The organism is Lysinibacillus sp. NPDC056959, assembly GCF_042674095.1.
In the GTDB taxonomy this organism is placed as follows: Bacteria; Bacillota; Bacilli; order Bacillales_A; family Planococcaceae; genus Lysinibacillus; species Lysinibacillus zambalensis.
Genome location: NZ_JBHURE010000002.1, coordinates 123,023 through 142,226, shown reverse-complemented (window position 1 = coordinate 142,226; position 19,204 = coordinate 123,023). Strand labels below are relative to the sequence as shown.

The 19,204-nt window shown below is 34.7% G+C and carries 4 protein-coding genes; all 4 read left to right on the top strand.

Features of this window, described 5'->3' with window-relative positions; genetic code table 11:
• Nucleotides 1-118: 118 nt before the first annotated feature.
• Genes ACFTQ7_RS02745 through ACFTQ7_RS02730 form a run of 4 tightly spaced genes read left to right on the top strand, consistent with a single transcriptional unit; the run spans nt 119 to nt 19,152 of the window.
• Nucleotides 119-919, top strand: coding sequence for a ParB N-terminal domain-containing protein (locus ACFTQ7_RS02745; protein WP_386827135.1), 801 nt, complete (start codon nt 119-121; stop codon nt 917-919).
• 53 nt (nt 920-972) lie between these two features.
• Nucleotides 973-4,947, top strand: a complete 3,975-nt coding sequence (locus ACFTQ7_RS02740; protein WP_386827134.1) for an amino acid adenylation domain-containing protein — start codon at nt 973-975, stop codon at nt 4,945-4,947.
• Nucleotides 4,940-8,113 (top strand): non-ribosomal peptide synthetase, encoded by a 3,174-nt coding sequence (locus tag ACFTQ7_RS02735; protein WP_386827133.1) that lies wholly within the window; start codon nt 4,940-4,942, stop codon nt 8,111-8,113. Before ACFTQ7_RS02740 ends, ACFTQ7_RS02735 begins: the two co-directional genes overlap by 8 nt.
• A 32-nt stretch (nt 8,114-8,145) precedes the next feature.
• The gene (locus ACFTQ7_RS02730; protein WP_386827132.1) at nt 8,146-19,152 is read left to right on the top strand and encodes an amino acid adenylation domain-containing protein; all 11,007 of its coding nucleotides are present in this window, start codon (nt 8,146-8,148) and stop codon (nt 19,150-19,152) included.
• Nucleotides 19,153-19,204: the final 52 nt, after the last annotated feature.

Sequence of the window (19,204 nt, the reverse complement as noted above, 5' to 3'; positions counted from 1 at the left end):
ATAAAAAATATTTACTACTACAAGTTGGGAATTAATAAACGTTTATATTGAATAATCATATAAACGTTTATTATGAGCAGCTATTACATCTTTTAGTTTATGAAAGGGGCAAGTGGAAATGCCTGTAAACACAATACCAGAGAATATTTTAAAAACGCTTAAATTCATTCCAGTTGAGAATATCTGCTTTCATGAAAAATACAATCATCGTCATATAGAAAATATACGTTCATCACTCGAAGTGGATGGAGTTCTAAAAAATCCACCATTGGCTTTATATATCGATGATGGGAAGTATTTGATTTTAGATGGGGCGCACAGAACATCAGCTTTGAAAGAACTAGGATGTAAAAATATATTAGCTCAAGTTGTATCTACTGAAAATCTTGACTCTTTAAAGGTTGAGACATGGTATCATTTAGTGCCTTTAGGTGACTGGATTCAGAGATTAAAAGAAAGTTTGAAACTAGAATTCGGCAACGAAAGTGAAGATAGACAATCAATTGCTAAACTGTACTTTAGCAAAAATAAGCAAGAGAATATATATGGGGATAAAAAAGGTATCTCATTAAAGAAAAAAATAGAACTATGGAACTTAGTAGTGGAGTCATATAGCAAAAATTATGAGGTTCAAAGGCTAAAATCCTTAAACAACTTAAATTTACAAAACGATAATATGGTCGTTGTAAGCTTTCCAAAAGTAGACATAAATTTTATGAAGACTGTTGGTCTAGAGAACTTTCTTTTACCACCAGGTGTTACTAGATGTATATTGAGCGGGAGAATTCTCAACTTAAATATTCCCATAGAACTTCTAAAGAAAGCGGAACCTCTCGATAGAGATTGGGATATGCTTATTAGTAGATGGTCAAATGGTCTGAGGTTTTATGAAGAGCCTGTTTTTATTCAAGAACTCTAAAGCTTAGTTTCCCTTAAAACTATTTTCACTATAAATAAAATGAGGAGATTAGAATGATGAGTAATCTAAATGGAAGAGGAACATCAGAAGCCCCAATAAAACAAGAAAATAAAGAGTTTTGGAGAAGTCAGTCAGAAGGTACTTCACCAGGAATAAAATTACCTGAAAAAGCAGTGTATTTTAATGAACAAAAAAATAGCCTTACATTTGATATACCTGAAAATATACATCAAAGTCTGTTGAATATGTCAGATAAATATCAAACTAAAATAGATCATATTTTACTATCATCTTATGTAATTCTACTTTGTCGCTATAGTAATCGCGAATGTATAGTAATCGAATCAACCCTATCACCAAGTATAGACAACCCCTTAATACTTCGAATAGATGTAAATGAAGATTTATCTTTTTTAGAAATCTTGTCATTAATAGAGAAAAAACAATGTGAAATAATGCAACAACGTCAAATAGATTCAACTGAGCTTTTTTCAGAGACCCATAATCAATACAAGCAAATAAAGTTTATTCACCCAATTAATTTCACAAATAATAAAGTAAGTGAATATTTTGAGATTTCATTTGGTTTATCATCGGAGGAAGGACAGATAGCTGTTCAGCTATCTTATAATGCAGAGATGTTTGATGAAAGAATTATTGAGAGTATTAAGATGCATTATTTAGATATTTTAGAAGAAGTTTCAAATAACCCTGAACAAAATGTTTCTGGCATTCAATTATTAAACAAAGAAGATATATTTTCAATTATTAATAAAAACATTCCTGACAAGTGTGTGTTAAACAATTACTGTGTGCATCAGCTGTTTGAAAAACAAGTAAATGCAACTCCTTTTAATATAGCAGTTGATTTTGAGGGAGAGATTCTAACTTACCAACAATTGAATGAAAGAGCAAATCAATTAGCACACTTTCTTAGAGAGCAAGGGGTTGGCCCGGATACACTAGTTGGTATTTATGTAGAACGGTCTTTGGAAATGATAATAGGCCTTTTAGGAATTTTAAAGGCGGGTGGTACCTATGTGCCAATTGATCCTACGTATCCAGAAAAAAGAATAGAATACGTACTTGAGGATACAAACGTTTCGATAGTTTTAACGCAAGAAAATCTTAAAACCAGAATAATTAAAGACGGTGTTCAAGTAGTTTGCCTCACTTCAAAATCTGATTGTTTTAGGTATAACTGTGATAATTTGGATAATAATACTACTCTGAAAAACTTAATATATGTGATATATACCTCTGGTTCTACTGGAAATCCCAAAGGGGTTATGGTGCAACATGAAGGTATTGTTAATTATCTTACATGGATGCAAAAAAACTTTGAATTAACTCATGAGGATAAAGTCATTCAAAAGGCACCTTTTAGTTTTGATGCCTCAATAAGAGAGATATTTTGGCCATTAATATCAGGGGCACAGCTAATAATTGCCAAGCCAAATGGTCATAAAGATACCGATTATCTATTAGAGCTAGTAATTAATAAAGAAATCACTACCATTGTTTTTGTACCTTCAATGCTTAAAGTCTTTTTGCAACATGAAGGAATAAAAAGATGCACTTCTTTAAAAAGAGTGTTTTCTTCAGGAGAGGCTTTATCTATCAGTTTGCAACAATCTTTTCATAACGTTATAAAAGCGGACTTAATTAATTTATACGGACCTACTGAAGCTTCTGTTACAGCAACTGCTTGGAAAAGTAAAAGGGATAAACAGCTTAGTTTCATCCCTATTGGAAAATCAATTGATAATGTAAAAGTATATGTTCTAGATAACAAATTAATACCTGTACCTACTGGAGTTCCCGGTGAAATGTATATAAGTAGTGTTGGTTTAGCAAGGGGCTATCTTAACCAATCTGATTTAACTAGACAGGCTTTCGTTCATAATCCATTTAATGATGGCTTGTCACCATATTTATATAAAACCGGCGATATAGGGCGTCTGCATTTGGATGGCACCATAGAGTATTTAGGAAGAAAAGACTTTCAAGTGAAAGTAAGAGGTTTTCGTATAGAACTTAGTGAAATCGATTATGCTTTATCACAGTATCCTGCTATATATGAAGCTGTTGTTGTAAAACAAAATTTTAATGAGGATGATAATCGTCTTGTAGCATACATAGTACCGAGGAGTAAAACATCTGATTTAAAAATAATAGACATTAAAAAATACCTTAAAGGGAAGCTTCCAGAGTATATGATTCCATCGAGTTTCGTTTTTTTAGATGAATTGCCTCTTTCTCATAACGGAAAACTCGATCGTAAAGCGTTACCTAAACCTGAATATATATCGGATCAAGAATATATTGAACCTAGAACAGAGTCTGAAAAAATTCTGTCAAAGGTATGGTGTGAAGTTCTCCAAACTAGTGATATTGGAATTGATGATAACTTCTTTGAGCTCGGTGGAGATTCTATACTGGGAATGCAGATAATAACAAAATGCAGAAAGCTAGGTCTGTATTTTAACTTTAGCCATCTTTTTAACCAGCCTACTATAAGCGAACTCTCTAAACATATTCAACCTTCTTTCTTACCAGAGTTTATTCAGAAGCAAACTAAAGTAACAGGTACGAATATTTTGACGCCTATACAACGATTATTTTTCGAAAAAAAAATACTTGATTTTTCTCACTACAATATGTCTCTATCATTAGACTTACACGAGGAATTAGATATTGAATTGTTACAAAAAGCTCTTAATCATTTAGTAGATCACCATGATATTCTACGGTCAAAATTCATATGTAATACAGCGAATTGGGAACATTATTATGATGATAGCATCAATGATATTCCACTTTCAGTTCATGACTTTTCTGATTTACCCATACCTGTTCAGAATCAAAGGGTAATTGAAACAGCAAATAGTAAACAAAAATCATTAAATATCATAGATGGTCCGTTAATAACTGCTGAATATTTTAAATTACATCCTATACAGGGGGATAAGTTATTAATAGTTATTCACCACTTAATTATGGATGAAGTGTCTTGGAGAATTTTAATTGAGGACTTAGAAAGCCTTTATTTACAATTGAAGACAGGTAGTGAAAATAATTTACCTTATAAAACGACTTCGTTCCAAGAGTGGGCATTAGAGCTCAAAAAGTTAGTCGGCTCACGTAAACTGGATAAAGATTATCAATATTGGAGGAGCTTTAATCCAAAGCGAGTGCCGTTTCCTAGAGACTTTACTAATGGAGAGAATTCACTAGTTTCAGCAAGAAATATAAGCGTTTCTTTATTAGAAAATGAAACTGAAGAGTTACTGAGATTGGTACCTAAAACCTTTGGATGCCAAATTAACGATATACTTTTAGCTGCCTTATTCATTACCTTTAAAAATGAGAAAGCACATCAGAACTTGTATATAGATTTAGAGGGACATGGTCGAGAAGAAATAATTGATAAAGTAGACTTATCAAGAACTATAGGTTGGTTCACTAGTATATATCCTGTTTTTATAGATGCAAACAAAGTTAGAGAAGATAAAGACTTAAAGAATTTAGTTAAGATTGTTAACGAAAAATTACAAACTATTCCTAACAGAGGAATCGGATTTGGGTTGCTTCGATATCTAAATGATTCTCAAGATGAGAGTGATAAACTAAGGAATTTCCCAGCAGCAGAAGTTAAATTCAAGTATTTAGGTCAATTTGATCAAACTTTTAATAGTTCTATCTTTAAGATGGACCAAAGATTTAAAGGGGGAGATATAGATAATCGGGGGGGGAGAAGTTATATCTTAGATATTCTTGCTATGGTGACGGACAAAAGATTAAAGATAAATTGGGAATATAGTTGTAACATCAATCATCAAATCACTATTCAAAAACTTGCCGATAATTATATAGATAATTTAAGAAAAATGATAGGTTACTGTAAAAAAAATAAAGAGTTAACATTTTCTAATCCTGAAGAATTTCCAGAAGCTAAAATTAGTCAAAAGGATTTGAATAAATTGATGGGTATATTATCAAATAAAGGAGCGTCTAAAGATGGATAATATTGAAACTTTATATGAACTATCACCTTGCCAGCAAGGCATTCTATTCCATTCAGAATATGAACCGGAACAAGGGTTATATATCGTGCAATACTCCTGTGAACTTAATGGGAATTTAAAAGTATCACTATTATTAGAAAGTATTCATCAAGTAGTGAAACGCCATCAAGCACTACGAACTGATTTTTTATGGAAGGGACTTGAAAAGCCAGTTCAGGTAGTTTATTCAGATATAAAAATACCATATGAATTTCACGATTGGTCTATTCTTTCTAATGAGGACTATGAGCGTAAACTACAAAAGTATCTAGAATTAGATAGAGTAAAGGGATTTACAGAAGTACCTTTATTTCGATTTACTTTAATAAAAAAAGGTGAACAAATTCATCAATTAATATTTACACGTCATCATCTCATGTTAGATGGATGGAGTCTATCTTTATTATTAGAAGAGATAGGTCAAGGCTATAAGAATTTAATTAATGATACACCTATTAGATATAGGAGTAATAGTCAATACAAAGATTTTATTCAATGGCTTCAACTGAGGGATTCGTCAAATGATAGTAATTTCTGGGCGAATGAACTTAAAGATTTTAAGGCGGCTACAACTATCAAATTTGCGAAAAAAGCAAATCACGGTAAACTTCCCTACGAATATAATGAAACAGAACTAAAGATATCTCTTAATTTATCTGAGAAAATACGCCAGGTTGGACGATTGAATCATTACACAATAAATTGCTTATTACAGAGTATTTGGGCCCTTCTTTTACATCGATATAGTTTGGAAGAAGAAGTCGTTTTTGGAACAACTTTTTCTGGAAGACCTGCAGAACTTGAAGGCGCTGAATCGATTTTAGGAATGTTTATTAACACTCTCCCTTTTCAAGTGAAAATTAAACATACAGAAACATTCTCAAATTGGGTCAGAGAAGTTCAAAAGCAATTTCTTAAGATAAGAGAATTTGAACATACTCCACTAATAAAGCTTAGAGAATGGGCTGATATTCCGAATGACCAAGCTTTGTTTAATAGTATATTTGTATTTGAAAGCTACCCAGAAACAACGAATAAAAATGAATGGGGAAATGTTAAGATTCAAAATCCTTTTATAATTGAGAGAACAAATTACCCTGTTGCATTTATAGTAAAGCCAGGCAAGGCTATTACTTTACAAATAAAGTATAAAACTGATGAAATCTCAGATGAAACAGCTAATTTAATATTAAGCCATTTTGAGAAAGCATTAAAATGTATTGTTGAAAATCCTAATCAACAAGTACAGGATATATCTATTTTGTCAGAGATGGAAAAAGAGAGAATATTAAACTTCTCAAGAGGCAAAAAAGTCTCTATTAAAAAAAATTTACTCGTTCAAAATTTATTTGAAGAACAGGTTCAAAAAACACCGAATGCTATTGCAGTTGTTGATGATCAAGACAAGATAACCTATAGGGAATTAAATGAAAAGGCCAACCTACTAGCGTATTATCTAAGTGATAAAGGAATAGGACCTAATTGCTTGGTGGGGGTGTGTTTTAATCATTCAATAGATTTAGTTGTTGGAATATTAGCAATATTGAAGGCGGGAGGAGCTTATGTCCCCCTTGACCCTAGCTATCCCATAGAACGCCTAAAATTCATTGTAAAAGATGCAAAGCTAGAGATTATATTAAGTCATAGTGACCTCTCAGTTTTAATAAAAGAGAATCAAGCTGAAATCATTTATCTTGACTCGCACGAGTGGAAACAAGACTTAAGAAATTTGGGGAATTTACCTTGTAAAGCTGACACTGAGGATAATGCTTATGTAATTTATACTTCTGGTTCTACAGGTACACCTAAAGGAGTTGTTATTTCGAATAAAGGACTTGTAAATTATTTAGCGTGGTCTTTGGAGGCCTACAAGACATCAGAAGGTAATGGTGCTCCTGTACACTCTCCTATTGGTTTCGATTTAACAATTACTAGTTTGTTTTTACCGTTGTTAGCTGGTAAAACGGTCAGTCTTGTATCAAATTATCTAGGATTCGATTCACTAAGTGAAACATTGAAAAAAAGTAAAAATTTTAGCCTAATAAAAATTACACCTGCTCATCTTCAAATGCTTAGCCAGCAGCTATCCAAAAATGAGTTAAAAGAGGCAGCGAAGCGAATTGTAATCGGGGGAGAAGCTCTTTACCACGAACATATAAAAGTATGGAAGGAACATGCACCGGAAACAATCTTAATCAACGAGTACGGACCAACCGAAACTGTTGTTGGTTGTTGTATCTTTGAAGTTCCTAACGACTATAATGAATCCTCCTCGCTCCCGATTGGTCGTCCTATAAATAATACTAATATATATGTTTTAGATAAATTATTAAGATTAGTTCCTTCTGGAATAACGGGTGAGATCTATATAGGGGGAGATGGAGTTGCAAAGGGCTATCTTAACCGCCCAGAGCTCACACAAGAAAAATTTATAGATGATCCTTTTCTACCAGGGGAACGACTATTTAAAACAGGTGATTTAGGAAGGTTCTTACTTGATGGGAATTTGGAGTATTTAGGGAGAATGGATACACAGGTAAAAGTTAGAGGGTATAGGATAGAGCTTGGTGAGATTGAAGCGGTACTGAATCAACATCCGGGAATCAATAAATCGGTAGTAATACTAGATGGTGAAAATTCGAAAAACAAAAAAATAGTTTCATATATAGTTTTAGAACAAGGTTTAAAAATTGAAACAAAGGCAATTTATGATTGGCTTAGTAGTATCTTGCCTAGTTATATGGTTCCGGCTCATATGATTCAGATGAAAGAATTACCTATCACCACTAATGGAAAGGTAGATAAAAAATCTTTACCTAAACCCCAAATAGCAGCTAATGAAAAAATAGAGGAGACTCCAAAAACAGAAGTAGAAATATTAGTTGCTGATGTATGGTCTAACGTCCTAGAGTTTGACCAATTCAGTAAAATAGATAATTTCTTTAGTTTAGGGGGGCATTCATTACTTGCTATGCGCATTGTTTCCGAGATAAATGAGTTATTAAATATAAATTTACCTATTCGTTCTATTTTCGAGACACCAACAATTGAAAGCTTTTCGAAAGTAGTTGAAAAATTATTGCTAGAAGATGAAGAAAAACATGTAGATAACTTGGGGATTTATTAACGGATAATAACAGAACAAAGGGGGAAAACTAGTTGAAAAAGGAAGATGAGAATAAAAATAGTCTTATTGAAAAAAGATTAAAAAGATTGGGTGCACAAAGAAGAAATAAAATTGGTAGAAGACCTGATAATATTGATGTTCCACTTTCTTATGCACAACATGGGGTGTGGTTTGCTAATCAAATGAATCCGGGAGATTCAACTTACAATGTTTCAAGGGTTTTTAAAGTTGAAGGCCTGCTTAATATTAAAGTGCTGGAATCATCGATACAAGAAGTTATAGACCGCCATGAAATTCTTCGTACCTCTTTTTCTAAGGGAGAAAAAGAAGAAGCTGTACAAGCAATTTCTCCTAATCTATTAATAAAAGTGAATCATCTTGATGTAAGCCATATTAATGAAGAACAAAAGAAAATTGCTTATGCGCAAAATATTTTAAAGGAGGAAGCAGATAAACAGTTTGATATAGAAAAGGATATGCTATTTCGAGTTAACCTTCTGAAGATAAATGATTTTGAGCATTGGCTACAATTCATCGTACATCATATTATTTTTGATGGAACATCTGCTGGATTATTAGTAAAGGAAATTAGTGCTTTATATACTGAAATTCTAAATAATAAACCTTCACCTCTTAAGCCTCTTGAAATTCAATATGGGGATTACTCTTATTGGCAGCGTAATGAGTTTGATAAGGCATCTTTAGAAAGACAATTGACCTATTGGGAAAAGAAATTAGAAAACGTTGAGCCTTTATTAGAACTTCCAACTGATTATAAACGACCTATGATCCGAACTTCAAATGGAGCTTTATTGAATATTAATATACCTAACACTATATATAGGTCGCTTAAAGATTTAAGTATTAAAAAACAAACAAGTTTATTTATTATAATGATGGCTGCCTTTAAGACACTTCTTTTTAGATATACATCTAGAGAAGATATCACATTAGGATGTCCTATTTCAAATCGTAACAGCCAGACAGATGACCTAATTGGTTTTTTCATTAACTCCGTTGTCTTACGTACTAATTTTTCAAAGAATATGTCATATCAAGAGCTTCTTGATTTAGTAAAGGAAAATATGTTTGAAGCATTCTCAAATATAGAGGCGCCTTTTGAAAAAGTGGTGAAGCGTGTACAACCAAAAAGAGATTTAAGTTATACTCCATTATTTCAAATTGAATTTCAAACGGAAGTTCCGCTCAAGTTCGAAATTTCAGATTTAACAATAAATGAATTGAAGGTGGATTTTGGTAAATCTGAATATGATATGACAATCTCCATTATTGAGGAAGATGATAATTTAGATATTTCTTTTAGATATAACAAAGACCTCTATAGTTTAGAAACTATAAAAAGTATGGCGAACAATTTTAATGTATTGTTAGGGGCTATTGGGAATGATCCAAATAAAAGGTTAACTGAATATCCTTTACTAACAGAGATGGAGAGCAAACAGCTTTTAAGAGATTGGAACGAAACAGCTTTTGATTATCCAGAGGAAAAACCTCTTCATGTGCTAATAGAAGAACAGGTAGCACATTCACCAAATAATGAAGCTGTTATTTATAAAGATAAACGCCTTACCTATCATGAACTTAATCAAAAAGCTAACCAGGTGGCCCATTACTTGCGTTTTAATGGAGTGGGGCCAGATACACCTGTAGTTGTATACATGGATAGATCATTGGAAATGGTTATCTCCCTTTTAGGAGTTTTAAAAGCTGGTGGAGCCTATTTACCAATAGATACGGAGGCACCTAAAGAAAGGGTTTTAAAGCTCATAGAGAACTCTCAATCAGTTGCATGTTTAACGCAAGAAAATTTGAGCGGGAATCTATTAAATATAAAAATCCCTTATATTTCAGTTGAAACTAGTTGGGGTGAATTGGAGAAATTCCCCACTAACAATCCTGAGATAAACGTGAAATCAGACAATTTAGTATCCATCTACTATACATCTGGATCTACTGGAGAACCTAAAGGGGTGGCTAATTTACACAAAGGTTGGGTAAATAGGATTTGTTGGATGCAAGACTATCATAGATTAAGTCCTTCAGATACAGTTTTACAAAAAACTATATTAACTTTCGATGATTCTGCTATTGAGTTTTTCTGGCCTTTAATGATTGGTGCGCGGATCGCAGTCTTGGAGCCGGGACTTCACAGTGATGCTGAAGCAATACTAGAGGCTGCAATCCGATATAATGTTTCATTTATACAATTTGTACCAAGTGTATTAAAGTTTTTCCTAGATAGTATTAATGATCAAAACTATAAGGAATTACTACGTTTAAGGACAGTGATATCTAGTGGGGAAGCTCTGAAATCAGAACTTATTCTACTACACTTTGAGAAATTACCACATGTTAATTTATACAATCAATGGGGACCAACGGAAGTCTCTATTGATGCAACTGTTTATAAATGTTCTAAGGAGGATATAGGTAGGGATAACCTCCCTATTGGTAAACCAATCCATAATACAAAATTATATATTTTAGATGAGGAATTGCAACCTGTTCCTGTCGGAGTCATTGGAGAGATTTATTTATCTGGGGTGGGGCTTGCTAGGGGATACTTAAATGATGCTGAACGAACAAAGGAAGCATTTATCCCTGATTTATTTGATGAAGAAGATGCTTTTATGTATAAAACAGGTGATAGAGGCTATTTTCAAACTGATGGAAATATAGTCTTTATAGGAAGAAAAGATGATCAAGTCAAGATAAGGGGTGTACGTATAGAGCTTGCAGAAATTGAGACAGCTCTAAATGAACATTCTTCTATAAAAGAGTCAATTGTAATTGCTCATGAAGTAGCAACAGGAGATAAACGCTTAATTGCTTTTTTAGTCTCTAATGACAAGATTGAAATTTCTTTAGAAGAAATACAGAAGTTTTTAAAAGATAAACTTCCTCTGTATATGATTCCTAACCATGTATTTATGGTCGAAAAGATTCCGTTAACATCTAATGGGAAAGTTAATCGGAAGAAATTAAAAGCATCAATCGTCCATATTGTTACAGATCAAGGAAAGGGATATTTGGAGCCAAACACGCCTACACAGATTAAATTAAGCCAAATTTGGTCACGTGTACTTAATAAAGAAAAAGTCGGTCTTAAAGATAACTTCTTTGAAATTGGTGGTCATTCGTTAGTAGCAGTTAAAGTTATAAATCGTATAAAACAAGTATTTAATGTAAAAATTGATCTTAAGGATATATTTACAAACGGTACTTTAGATCAATTAGCCTTACATATTGAACAATTGTATAACGAGGCGAATATCAATAATGAAGAATCAAAGATTAAGAAGTTACCGACTAAAAAGAACTATGAGTTGTCACATGCACAAAAAAGGTTATGGTTTTTATATATTCTCAATCCGTTAAATGAATTTTATAATGTTCCTACAATAAAGGGGATTAATGGTTACTTAAACATCCAGACGTTTAGAAGATCGTTAGATAAATTAATAGCACGCCATGAAATATTAAGAACTATTTTTGTTGAAGAAGAAGGTATACCAAGACAAATTGTTAAAGAAAATGGTCCATTCCAACTTCATTATATCGATTTAACTTTAGATAACTTTGAGGTTCAAAACAGGAAAATTAGTAGTTTAATAGATAAAAATAATAAAGTTGCTTTTGACTTGTTTAAAGAACCTCCTATAAGAGCAATTCTATTTAAATGTGCTGAGAAAGAATATAGATTTTATGTTAACATGCATCATATTATTACAGACGCATGGAGTTATGATATTTTCTTCCGTGATCTGTCAGAAATCTACGAGGCGCTAATAAGAAATGAAGAGCCAAGCCTAACTCCTCTCCCTATCCGCTATGTCGATTATGCAGATTGGCAGAATCAAGAGATCCAAAAAGGGATGTGGGGGAAACAAGAAGACTATTGGCTGGATAAGCTGAAAAAGCCTTTGCCAGTTTTAGAACTGCCAACTGACAAAGTTCGTCCTGAAGAAATGAGTCTTAGCGGGTCAGTAATACGTTCTAAAGTCTCTAAAGATTTGACTAAACAGCTTTGGGCTCTGGCGAACAAAGAAGATGGTTCACTATATATGCTCCTGTTTGCTGCTTATAATATGTTACTGCATGTATTGACAGAAGATCAGGATATTATTGTGGGATCACCGGTTACCGGTCGATCTGTAGAAACACTAGAAGATATGATTGGATTTTTTGTAAATACACTCCCAATCCGAGTTCGATTTGATAAAGTGAACACACTTAGGGATCTTCTGCAGGAGGTAAAACAGGAAATCTTCAGCGCGTATGAACATCAAGATTACCCATTTGACTTATTGGTGGAGAAGATAAACCCTCAGCGAGATTCTAGTCGATCCCCGTTGTTTGCAACTATATTCTCCTACCACGATAAAAATGGAAGAGAGGATAAACAGTCGGGGTTAAATTTCGAAGCCGTGGATGAAGAAGTTTCCCATACTACTTCAAAAATGGATCTTACCCTGTTTGCAACGAATACTCCAGAGGGAATTAAGCTTTCTTATGAATACAGTACGGACTTGTTTTTAGAGAAGACCATCCAACGATTCGACGAAATGTATCAGAAGATATTGATAGCCTTGGTGAACCAATTTGATGAGCCGATTAGGAATCTTGATTTACTACCAGAGGTAGACCAACTGTTGCATAGGCAGTTAAATGATACAACGATTCCATTTGATTTAGAAAAAACCATTCCGGAACTGTTTTACAAACAGGCCGATAGCTGTGCCAATCGGATAGCGTTATCTGATGTGCAGAACAGCTTTACGTATAGAGAGCTTAATGAACGAAGCAATCAGCTTGCCCATTTCTTACGGGAAAAGGGTGTGGGACCTAACCAGCCTGTAGGTATTATGATGGATCGAGGGGCAGAAGTTATTGTTACCATGCTTGGAATACTGAAAGCGGGTGGGGCATATGTGCCGATTGATCCTGTTTATCCGGAAGAACGTATCCAATATATGTTGAAGGACAGTGGCATAAGATTACTGCTCACTCAAAAACATTTAAAGAGCAATTTAGTTCACAATCTTGAGGCCGTCACATTGGGAGATATTCCGGATAAAACAAGTATTGATAATCTTCCAATTTACAATACTTCGGATGATTTAGCCTATGTAATCTATACGTCGGGTTCCACAGGCCAGCCAAAAGGTGCAATGTTAAGGCATATGGGTGTCGTGAATCTGGTAGAAGATTGGAAATACAGATATAACGATTTTGTGGACCAAGAAATAGTCTTACAGTTTTCTTCTCACAGTTTTGATGGTTCCGTATGGGAAATCTGGCAGACTATCTTATGCGGATCAAGTCTGCATATCTTGTCTGATGACGAACGGCAATCCATTGATAAATTTGCGGATATTGTCCAGCAAATGAAAGCTACCATGACTTTTATGCCGACGGCACTCTTCCATCAATTTGCGAAATTACTGCCAGAGAGTGACTTAGGCAAATTGTCAACGATGAAGCGAATTGTGGTCGGAGGAGAGGCGTTAAAATCAGAGTTTGTACGTGAATGGTGGCGTCGAGGAGGGCATATCGAAATCGTGAATTTGTACGGACCGACTGAAGCGACCGTCTTTGTAGCTGCACAGTTAGTAAATAAACTTGGGGATAGCCAATCTAACATTCCAATTGGAAAAGCGATAAGCAATGTAAAACTTCATATTTTAAATCAGTATATGAATCCTTGTCCAATAAATACACCGGGGGAATTATACATCGAAAGTGAAGCAAACCTGGGGAGGGGCTATCTAAACAAGCCAGAGAAAACAAAGGAAGCGTTTATTCAGCATCCGTATTATCCAGAAAAGCAACTGTATAAAACAGGTGACATTGTCCGTTTAACATCTGCGGGGACCATTGAATATGTAGGAAGAAAAGATGGCCAAATTAAGGTACGGGGATATCGAATTGAGATTGGTGAAATTGAGTCACACCTTCTGGAACATCAAGATATTCATATGGTAGCTGTGATACCTAAAAAAGAAAACGAAATTGTAACATTAATTGCTTACTATACAACAACAGGAGAGGACTTTAGTGAAAAAGATATCCGCTCTTACTTTGTAGACAAGTTACCTACTTATATGTTACCTGCAAAATTTATAAAATTAGAAAAAATGCCACTTTCAGGAAGTGGGAAAGTGGACCGAAAGATGTTGGAGAAGTATGAATCCCAAAATAAGAAGATAAATCAGGAAGTTACAAAACCTTTAACTTCTACTCAATCTAGATTAGTGAAAATTTGGGAGGATATTCTCCAAAGAAACACAATTGAACTTTCCGATTCCTTCTTTGATTTAGGAGGGCACTCTTTATTAGGAATTCAGCTACTTAATCGTGTAAATAACAAATTTAAAATAACTTTTAGTATGAAAGACGTATACCAATATCCTACTTTAAAGGAAATGTCCGAACGTATAGAACAAATACTCAGTAAGTTATCCATTTATGGATATGGTGAGAGGAAAATCAACAGGTTATTAGAACAAGATAGATATGAGCTATCGCACTCACAAAAACGTTTATGGTTCCTTTATAAATTGATTATGGATAACAGAAGCTATGACGTAGCTGCGATGTACACATATAAAGGAAATCTTGATGTACCAAAATTTGAGCAGGCTTTTAAAGAGGTTATAAATCGTCATGATTCTTTACGAACTTCTTTTGCTGATGTGGATGGACAGCCATACCAATCAATTAAGTCAAGTATAGATTTTTCATTAGAATATCGTGATTTAGGTGGAATGGCTTCTAATGATCAGAAAGAATATATAAATTTAAAAACTCGAGATGTTAACGCAGAATCATTTGATTTAGCAAAAGCTCCTTTACTTCGTGCAATTCTTTATAAATGTAGTAAAGAAGATTACAAACTTTACCTTAATATGCATCATATTATTACAGACGCATGGAGTTATAATATTTTCTTCCGTGATCTGTCAGAAATCTACGAGTCGCTAATAAGAAATGAGGAGCCAAGCCTAACTCCTCTCCCTATCCGTTATGTCGATTATGCAGATTGGCAGAATCAAGAAATCCAAAAAGGAATGTGGGGGAAACAAGAAGACTATTGGCTGGATAAGCTGAAAAAGCCTTTGCCAGTTTTAGAACTGCCAACTGACAAAGTTCGTCCTGAAGAAATGAGTCTTAGTGGATCAGTAATACGTTCCAAAGTCTCCAAAGATTTGACTAAACAGCTTTGGGCTCTGGCGAACAAAGAAGATGGTTCACTATATATGCTCCTGTTTGCTGCTTATAATATGTTGCTGCATGTATTGACAGAAGATCAGGATATTATTGTGGGATCACCGGTTACCGGTCGATCTGTAGAAACACTAGAAGATATGATTGGATTTTTTGTAAATACACTTCCAATTCGAGTTCGATTTGATAAGGTGAACACACTTAGGGATCTTCTGCAGGAGGTAAAACAGGAAATCTTCAGCGCGTATGAACATCAAGATTACCCATTTGACTTATTGGTGGAGAAGGTAAACCCTCAGCGAGATTCTAGTCGATCTCCTTTGTTTGCAACTATATTCTCTTATCACGATAAAAATGGGAGAGAGGATAAACAGTCGGGGTTAAATTTTGAAGCCGTGGATGAAGAAGTTTCCCAGACTACTTCAAAAATGGATCTTAGCTTATTCGCAACGAATACCCCAGAAGGAATTAAGCTTTCTTATGAATACAGTACGGACTTGTTTTTAGAGAAGACCATCGAACGATTTGACGAAATGTATCAGAAGATTTTGATAGCCTTGGTGAACCAATTTGATGAACCGATTAGGAATCTTGATTTACTACCAGAGGTAGACCAACTGTTGCATAGGCAGTTAAATGATACAACGATTCCATTTGATTTAGAAAAAACCATTCCGGAACTGTTTTACAAACAGGCCGATAGCTGTGCCAATCGGATAGCGCTATCTGATGCGCAGAACAGCTTTACGTATAGAGAGCTTAACGAACGAAGCAATCAGCTTGCCCATTTCTTACGGGAAAAGGGAGTGGGACCTAACCAGCCTGTAGGTATTATGATGGATCGAGGGGCAGAAGTTATTGTTACCATGCTTGGAATACTGAAAGCGGGTGGGGCATATGTGCCGATTGATCCTGTTTATCCGGAAGAACGTATCCAATATATGTTGAAGGACAGTGGCATAAGATTACTGCTCACTCAAAAACATTTAAAGAGCAATTTAGTTCACAATCTTGAGGCAATCACATTGGGAGATATTCCGGATAAAACAAGTATTGATAATCTTCCGATTTACAACACTTCGGATGATTTAGCCTATGTAATCTATACGTCCGGTTCCACAGGACAGCCAAAAGGTGCAATGTTAAGGCATATGGGTGTCGTGAATCTAGTAGAAGATTGGAAATACAGATATAACGATTTTGTGGACCAAGAAATAGTCTTACAGTTTTCTTCCCACAGTTTTGATGTTTCCGTATGGGAAATCTGGCAGACTATCTTATGCGGATCACGTCTGCATATCTTGTCTGATGAAGAAAGGCAATCCATTGATAAATTTGCGGATGTTGTCCAACAATTGAAAGCTACCATGACTTTGATGCCGACGGCACTCTTCCATCAATTTGCGAAATTACTGCCAGAGAGTGACTTAGGCAAATTGTCAACTATGAAGCGAATTGTGGTCGGAGGAGAGGCGTTAAAATCAGAGTTTGTACGTGAATGGTGGCGGCGGGGAGGACATATCGAAATCGTTAATGTGTACGGGCCGACTGAAGCCACTGTCTTTGTAGCTACACAGTTAGTAAATGAACTTGGGGATAGCCAATCTTCCATTCCAATTGGAAAAGCGATAAGCAATGTAAAACTTCATGTTTTAAATCAGTATATGAATCCTTGTCCAATAAATACACCGGGGGAATTATATATCGAAAGTGAAGCAAACCTGGGAAGGGGCTATCTAAACAAGCCAGAGAAAACAAAGGAAGCGTTTATTCAGCATCCGTATTATCCAGAAAAGCGACTGTATAAAACAGGCGACATTGTCCGTTTAACATCTGCGGGGACCATTGAATATGTAGGAAGAAAAGATGGCCAAATTAAGGTACGGGGATATCGAATTGAGATTGGTGAAATTGAGTCTCACCTTCTGGAACATCAAGATATTCATATGGTAGCTGTTGTTGTTACACAAGACTCCATAGGTAATAACAAGTTAGTTGCCTATTACACAAGCACCGGCAATTATATAGATGGAAAGGAAATGCGTCAATTTATAAAAAGAAAGGTACCGGCTTATTTAATACCATCTGATTTTATACCATTAAATAAAATGCCATTTTTACCAAGTGGAAAAATTGATCGCCATAAGCTTATTAAACAAGAATTTGAAAGAAAAGCCCCTGTTCAATTAAATAATAAGGGTGGCAATTCTAATTTAAATCAATTAGAGGAGATATTACTTAATATTTGGGTTGAAATCCTAGGAATAGACCCTGAAGAAATTAATATAAATGACAACTTCTTTGATTTAGGTGGCAATTCTTTATTATTAATGAAAATGAAAGAATCTATTAAAAAGAAGATGGAAGTTAATGTCTTAGTAACTGATCTTTTTAAGTACACAACTATTTCATCTATAGCTCAAGCTATTGGACAAATTACTAATACAAATTTTGCTCTATCTAGCCAAAAAGAACGAATACCAACTTCTAAAAATGAGTCAATTGCAATTATTGGTATTGGGTTGCGCTTCCCAGAGTCTAAAAACACTTATGAGTTTTGGTCAAATTTAACTAAAGGCAATGAGCTAGTTAAGGATATTCCTTTAGAAGAGCTTCCATACTCATTAGAGTCTCTTGATTCAGATATTTTAGAACGTTTAGTACTTAGGGGTGGATATTTAGAAGAAATAGATATGTTTGATCCTGATTTCTTCCAAATGTCGCATAAAGAAGCCAGTGATCTAGATCCACAACAGCGCTTTTTCTTACTTTGTGCGTGGGAGGCTATCGAAAATGCTGGATACAATTTAGAAGAAATTGGCGAGGGGACTTCTGTCTATGCAGGAATTTCAGAGACTAATTATTCGCCACGGGGTTCGAGAAATAGCGACGAAGAGGCATCTAATGAATTTCAATCGGATATTTCAACACTTAAAAAATTCGTTGCAACACGTACTTCATACAAGCTAAACCTAAAAGGAGAGAGTGTTGTAGTTGATACAGCTTGTTCTACTTCATTAGTAGCGGTTCATATGGCATGTCAAAGCCTATTAAGCGGACAATCTGATTATGCACTTGCTGGTGGAGCTTGTGTACAGGTACCAGAAAAAGAAGGATATGTTTATGAGCCAGGATTTATTCTTTCACCTGATGGTAAATGTAGACCTTTTGATGAATCCGCAAACGGAACAGTTGGTGGAAATGGAGTTGGTGTAATTTTATTAAAACGTCTTTCTGATGCTCAAAGAGATAATGATCCAATCTATGCAATAATTAAAGGCTCAGCAATCAATAACGATGGGAATGAAAAGATAGGGTATACAGCTCCAAGCCCTCAAGGAGTTGCAGATGTAATTCGAAAGGCACAAGCAGCATCGAATGTTGACCCCTCTTCAATTAGCTATATAGAAGCGCATGGAACGGGAACATATCTTGGTGACCCTATTGAAGTTTCAGCTTTAAAAGAAGCTTTTTCTAATGTACAGGAAACAGCTTCCTGTGCTCTTGGTTCTGTTAAAGGAAATATTGGTCACACTGATTCAGCTGCGGGGATTGCGGGTTTAATAAAAACAGCCCTTTGCTTGAAATATGACAAGCTAGTTCCAAGTATTAACTTCGAAAAGCCAAATCCTGACTGTGGCCTTAAAGATAGTCCGTTTTATGTAAATACAGAATTAAAAGCTTGGGATCGTAAGAACGGTATCCCACGTCGTGCTGGAGTTAGTTCCTTAGGAATTGGAGGTACAAATGCGCACGTTATTTTAGAAGAACCTCCATTAACTGATTCCTAAATTTATTTAATAGATTACCATGCCAAAAGTAAAATCTTTTGGCATGGTAAAG

Bases quoted from the DNA above. Each gene is read 5' to 3' on its own strand.
- ACFTQ7_RS02745 (WP_386827135.1), top strand. From the start codon at position 119: ATGCCTGTAAACACAATACCAGAGAATATTTTAAAAACGCTTAAATTC.
- ACFTQ7_RS02740 (WP_386827134.1), top strand. From the start codon at position 973: ATGATGAGTAATCTAAATGGAAGAGGAACATCAGAAGCCCCAATAAAA.
- ACFTQ7_RS02735 (WP_386827133.1), top strand. From the start codon at position 4,940: ATGGATAATATTGAAACTTTATATGAACTATCACCTTGCCAGCAAGGC.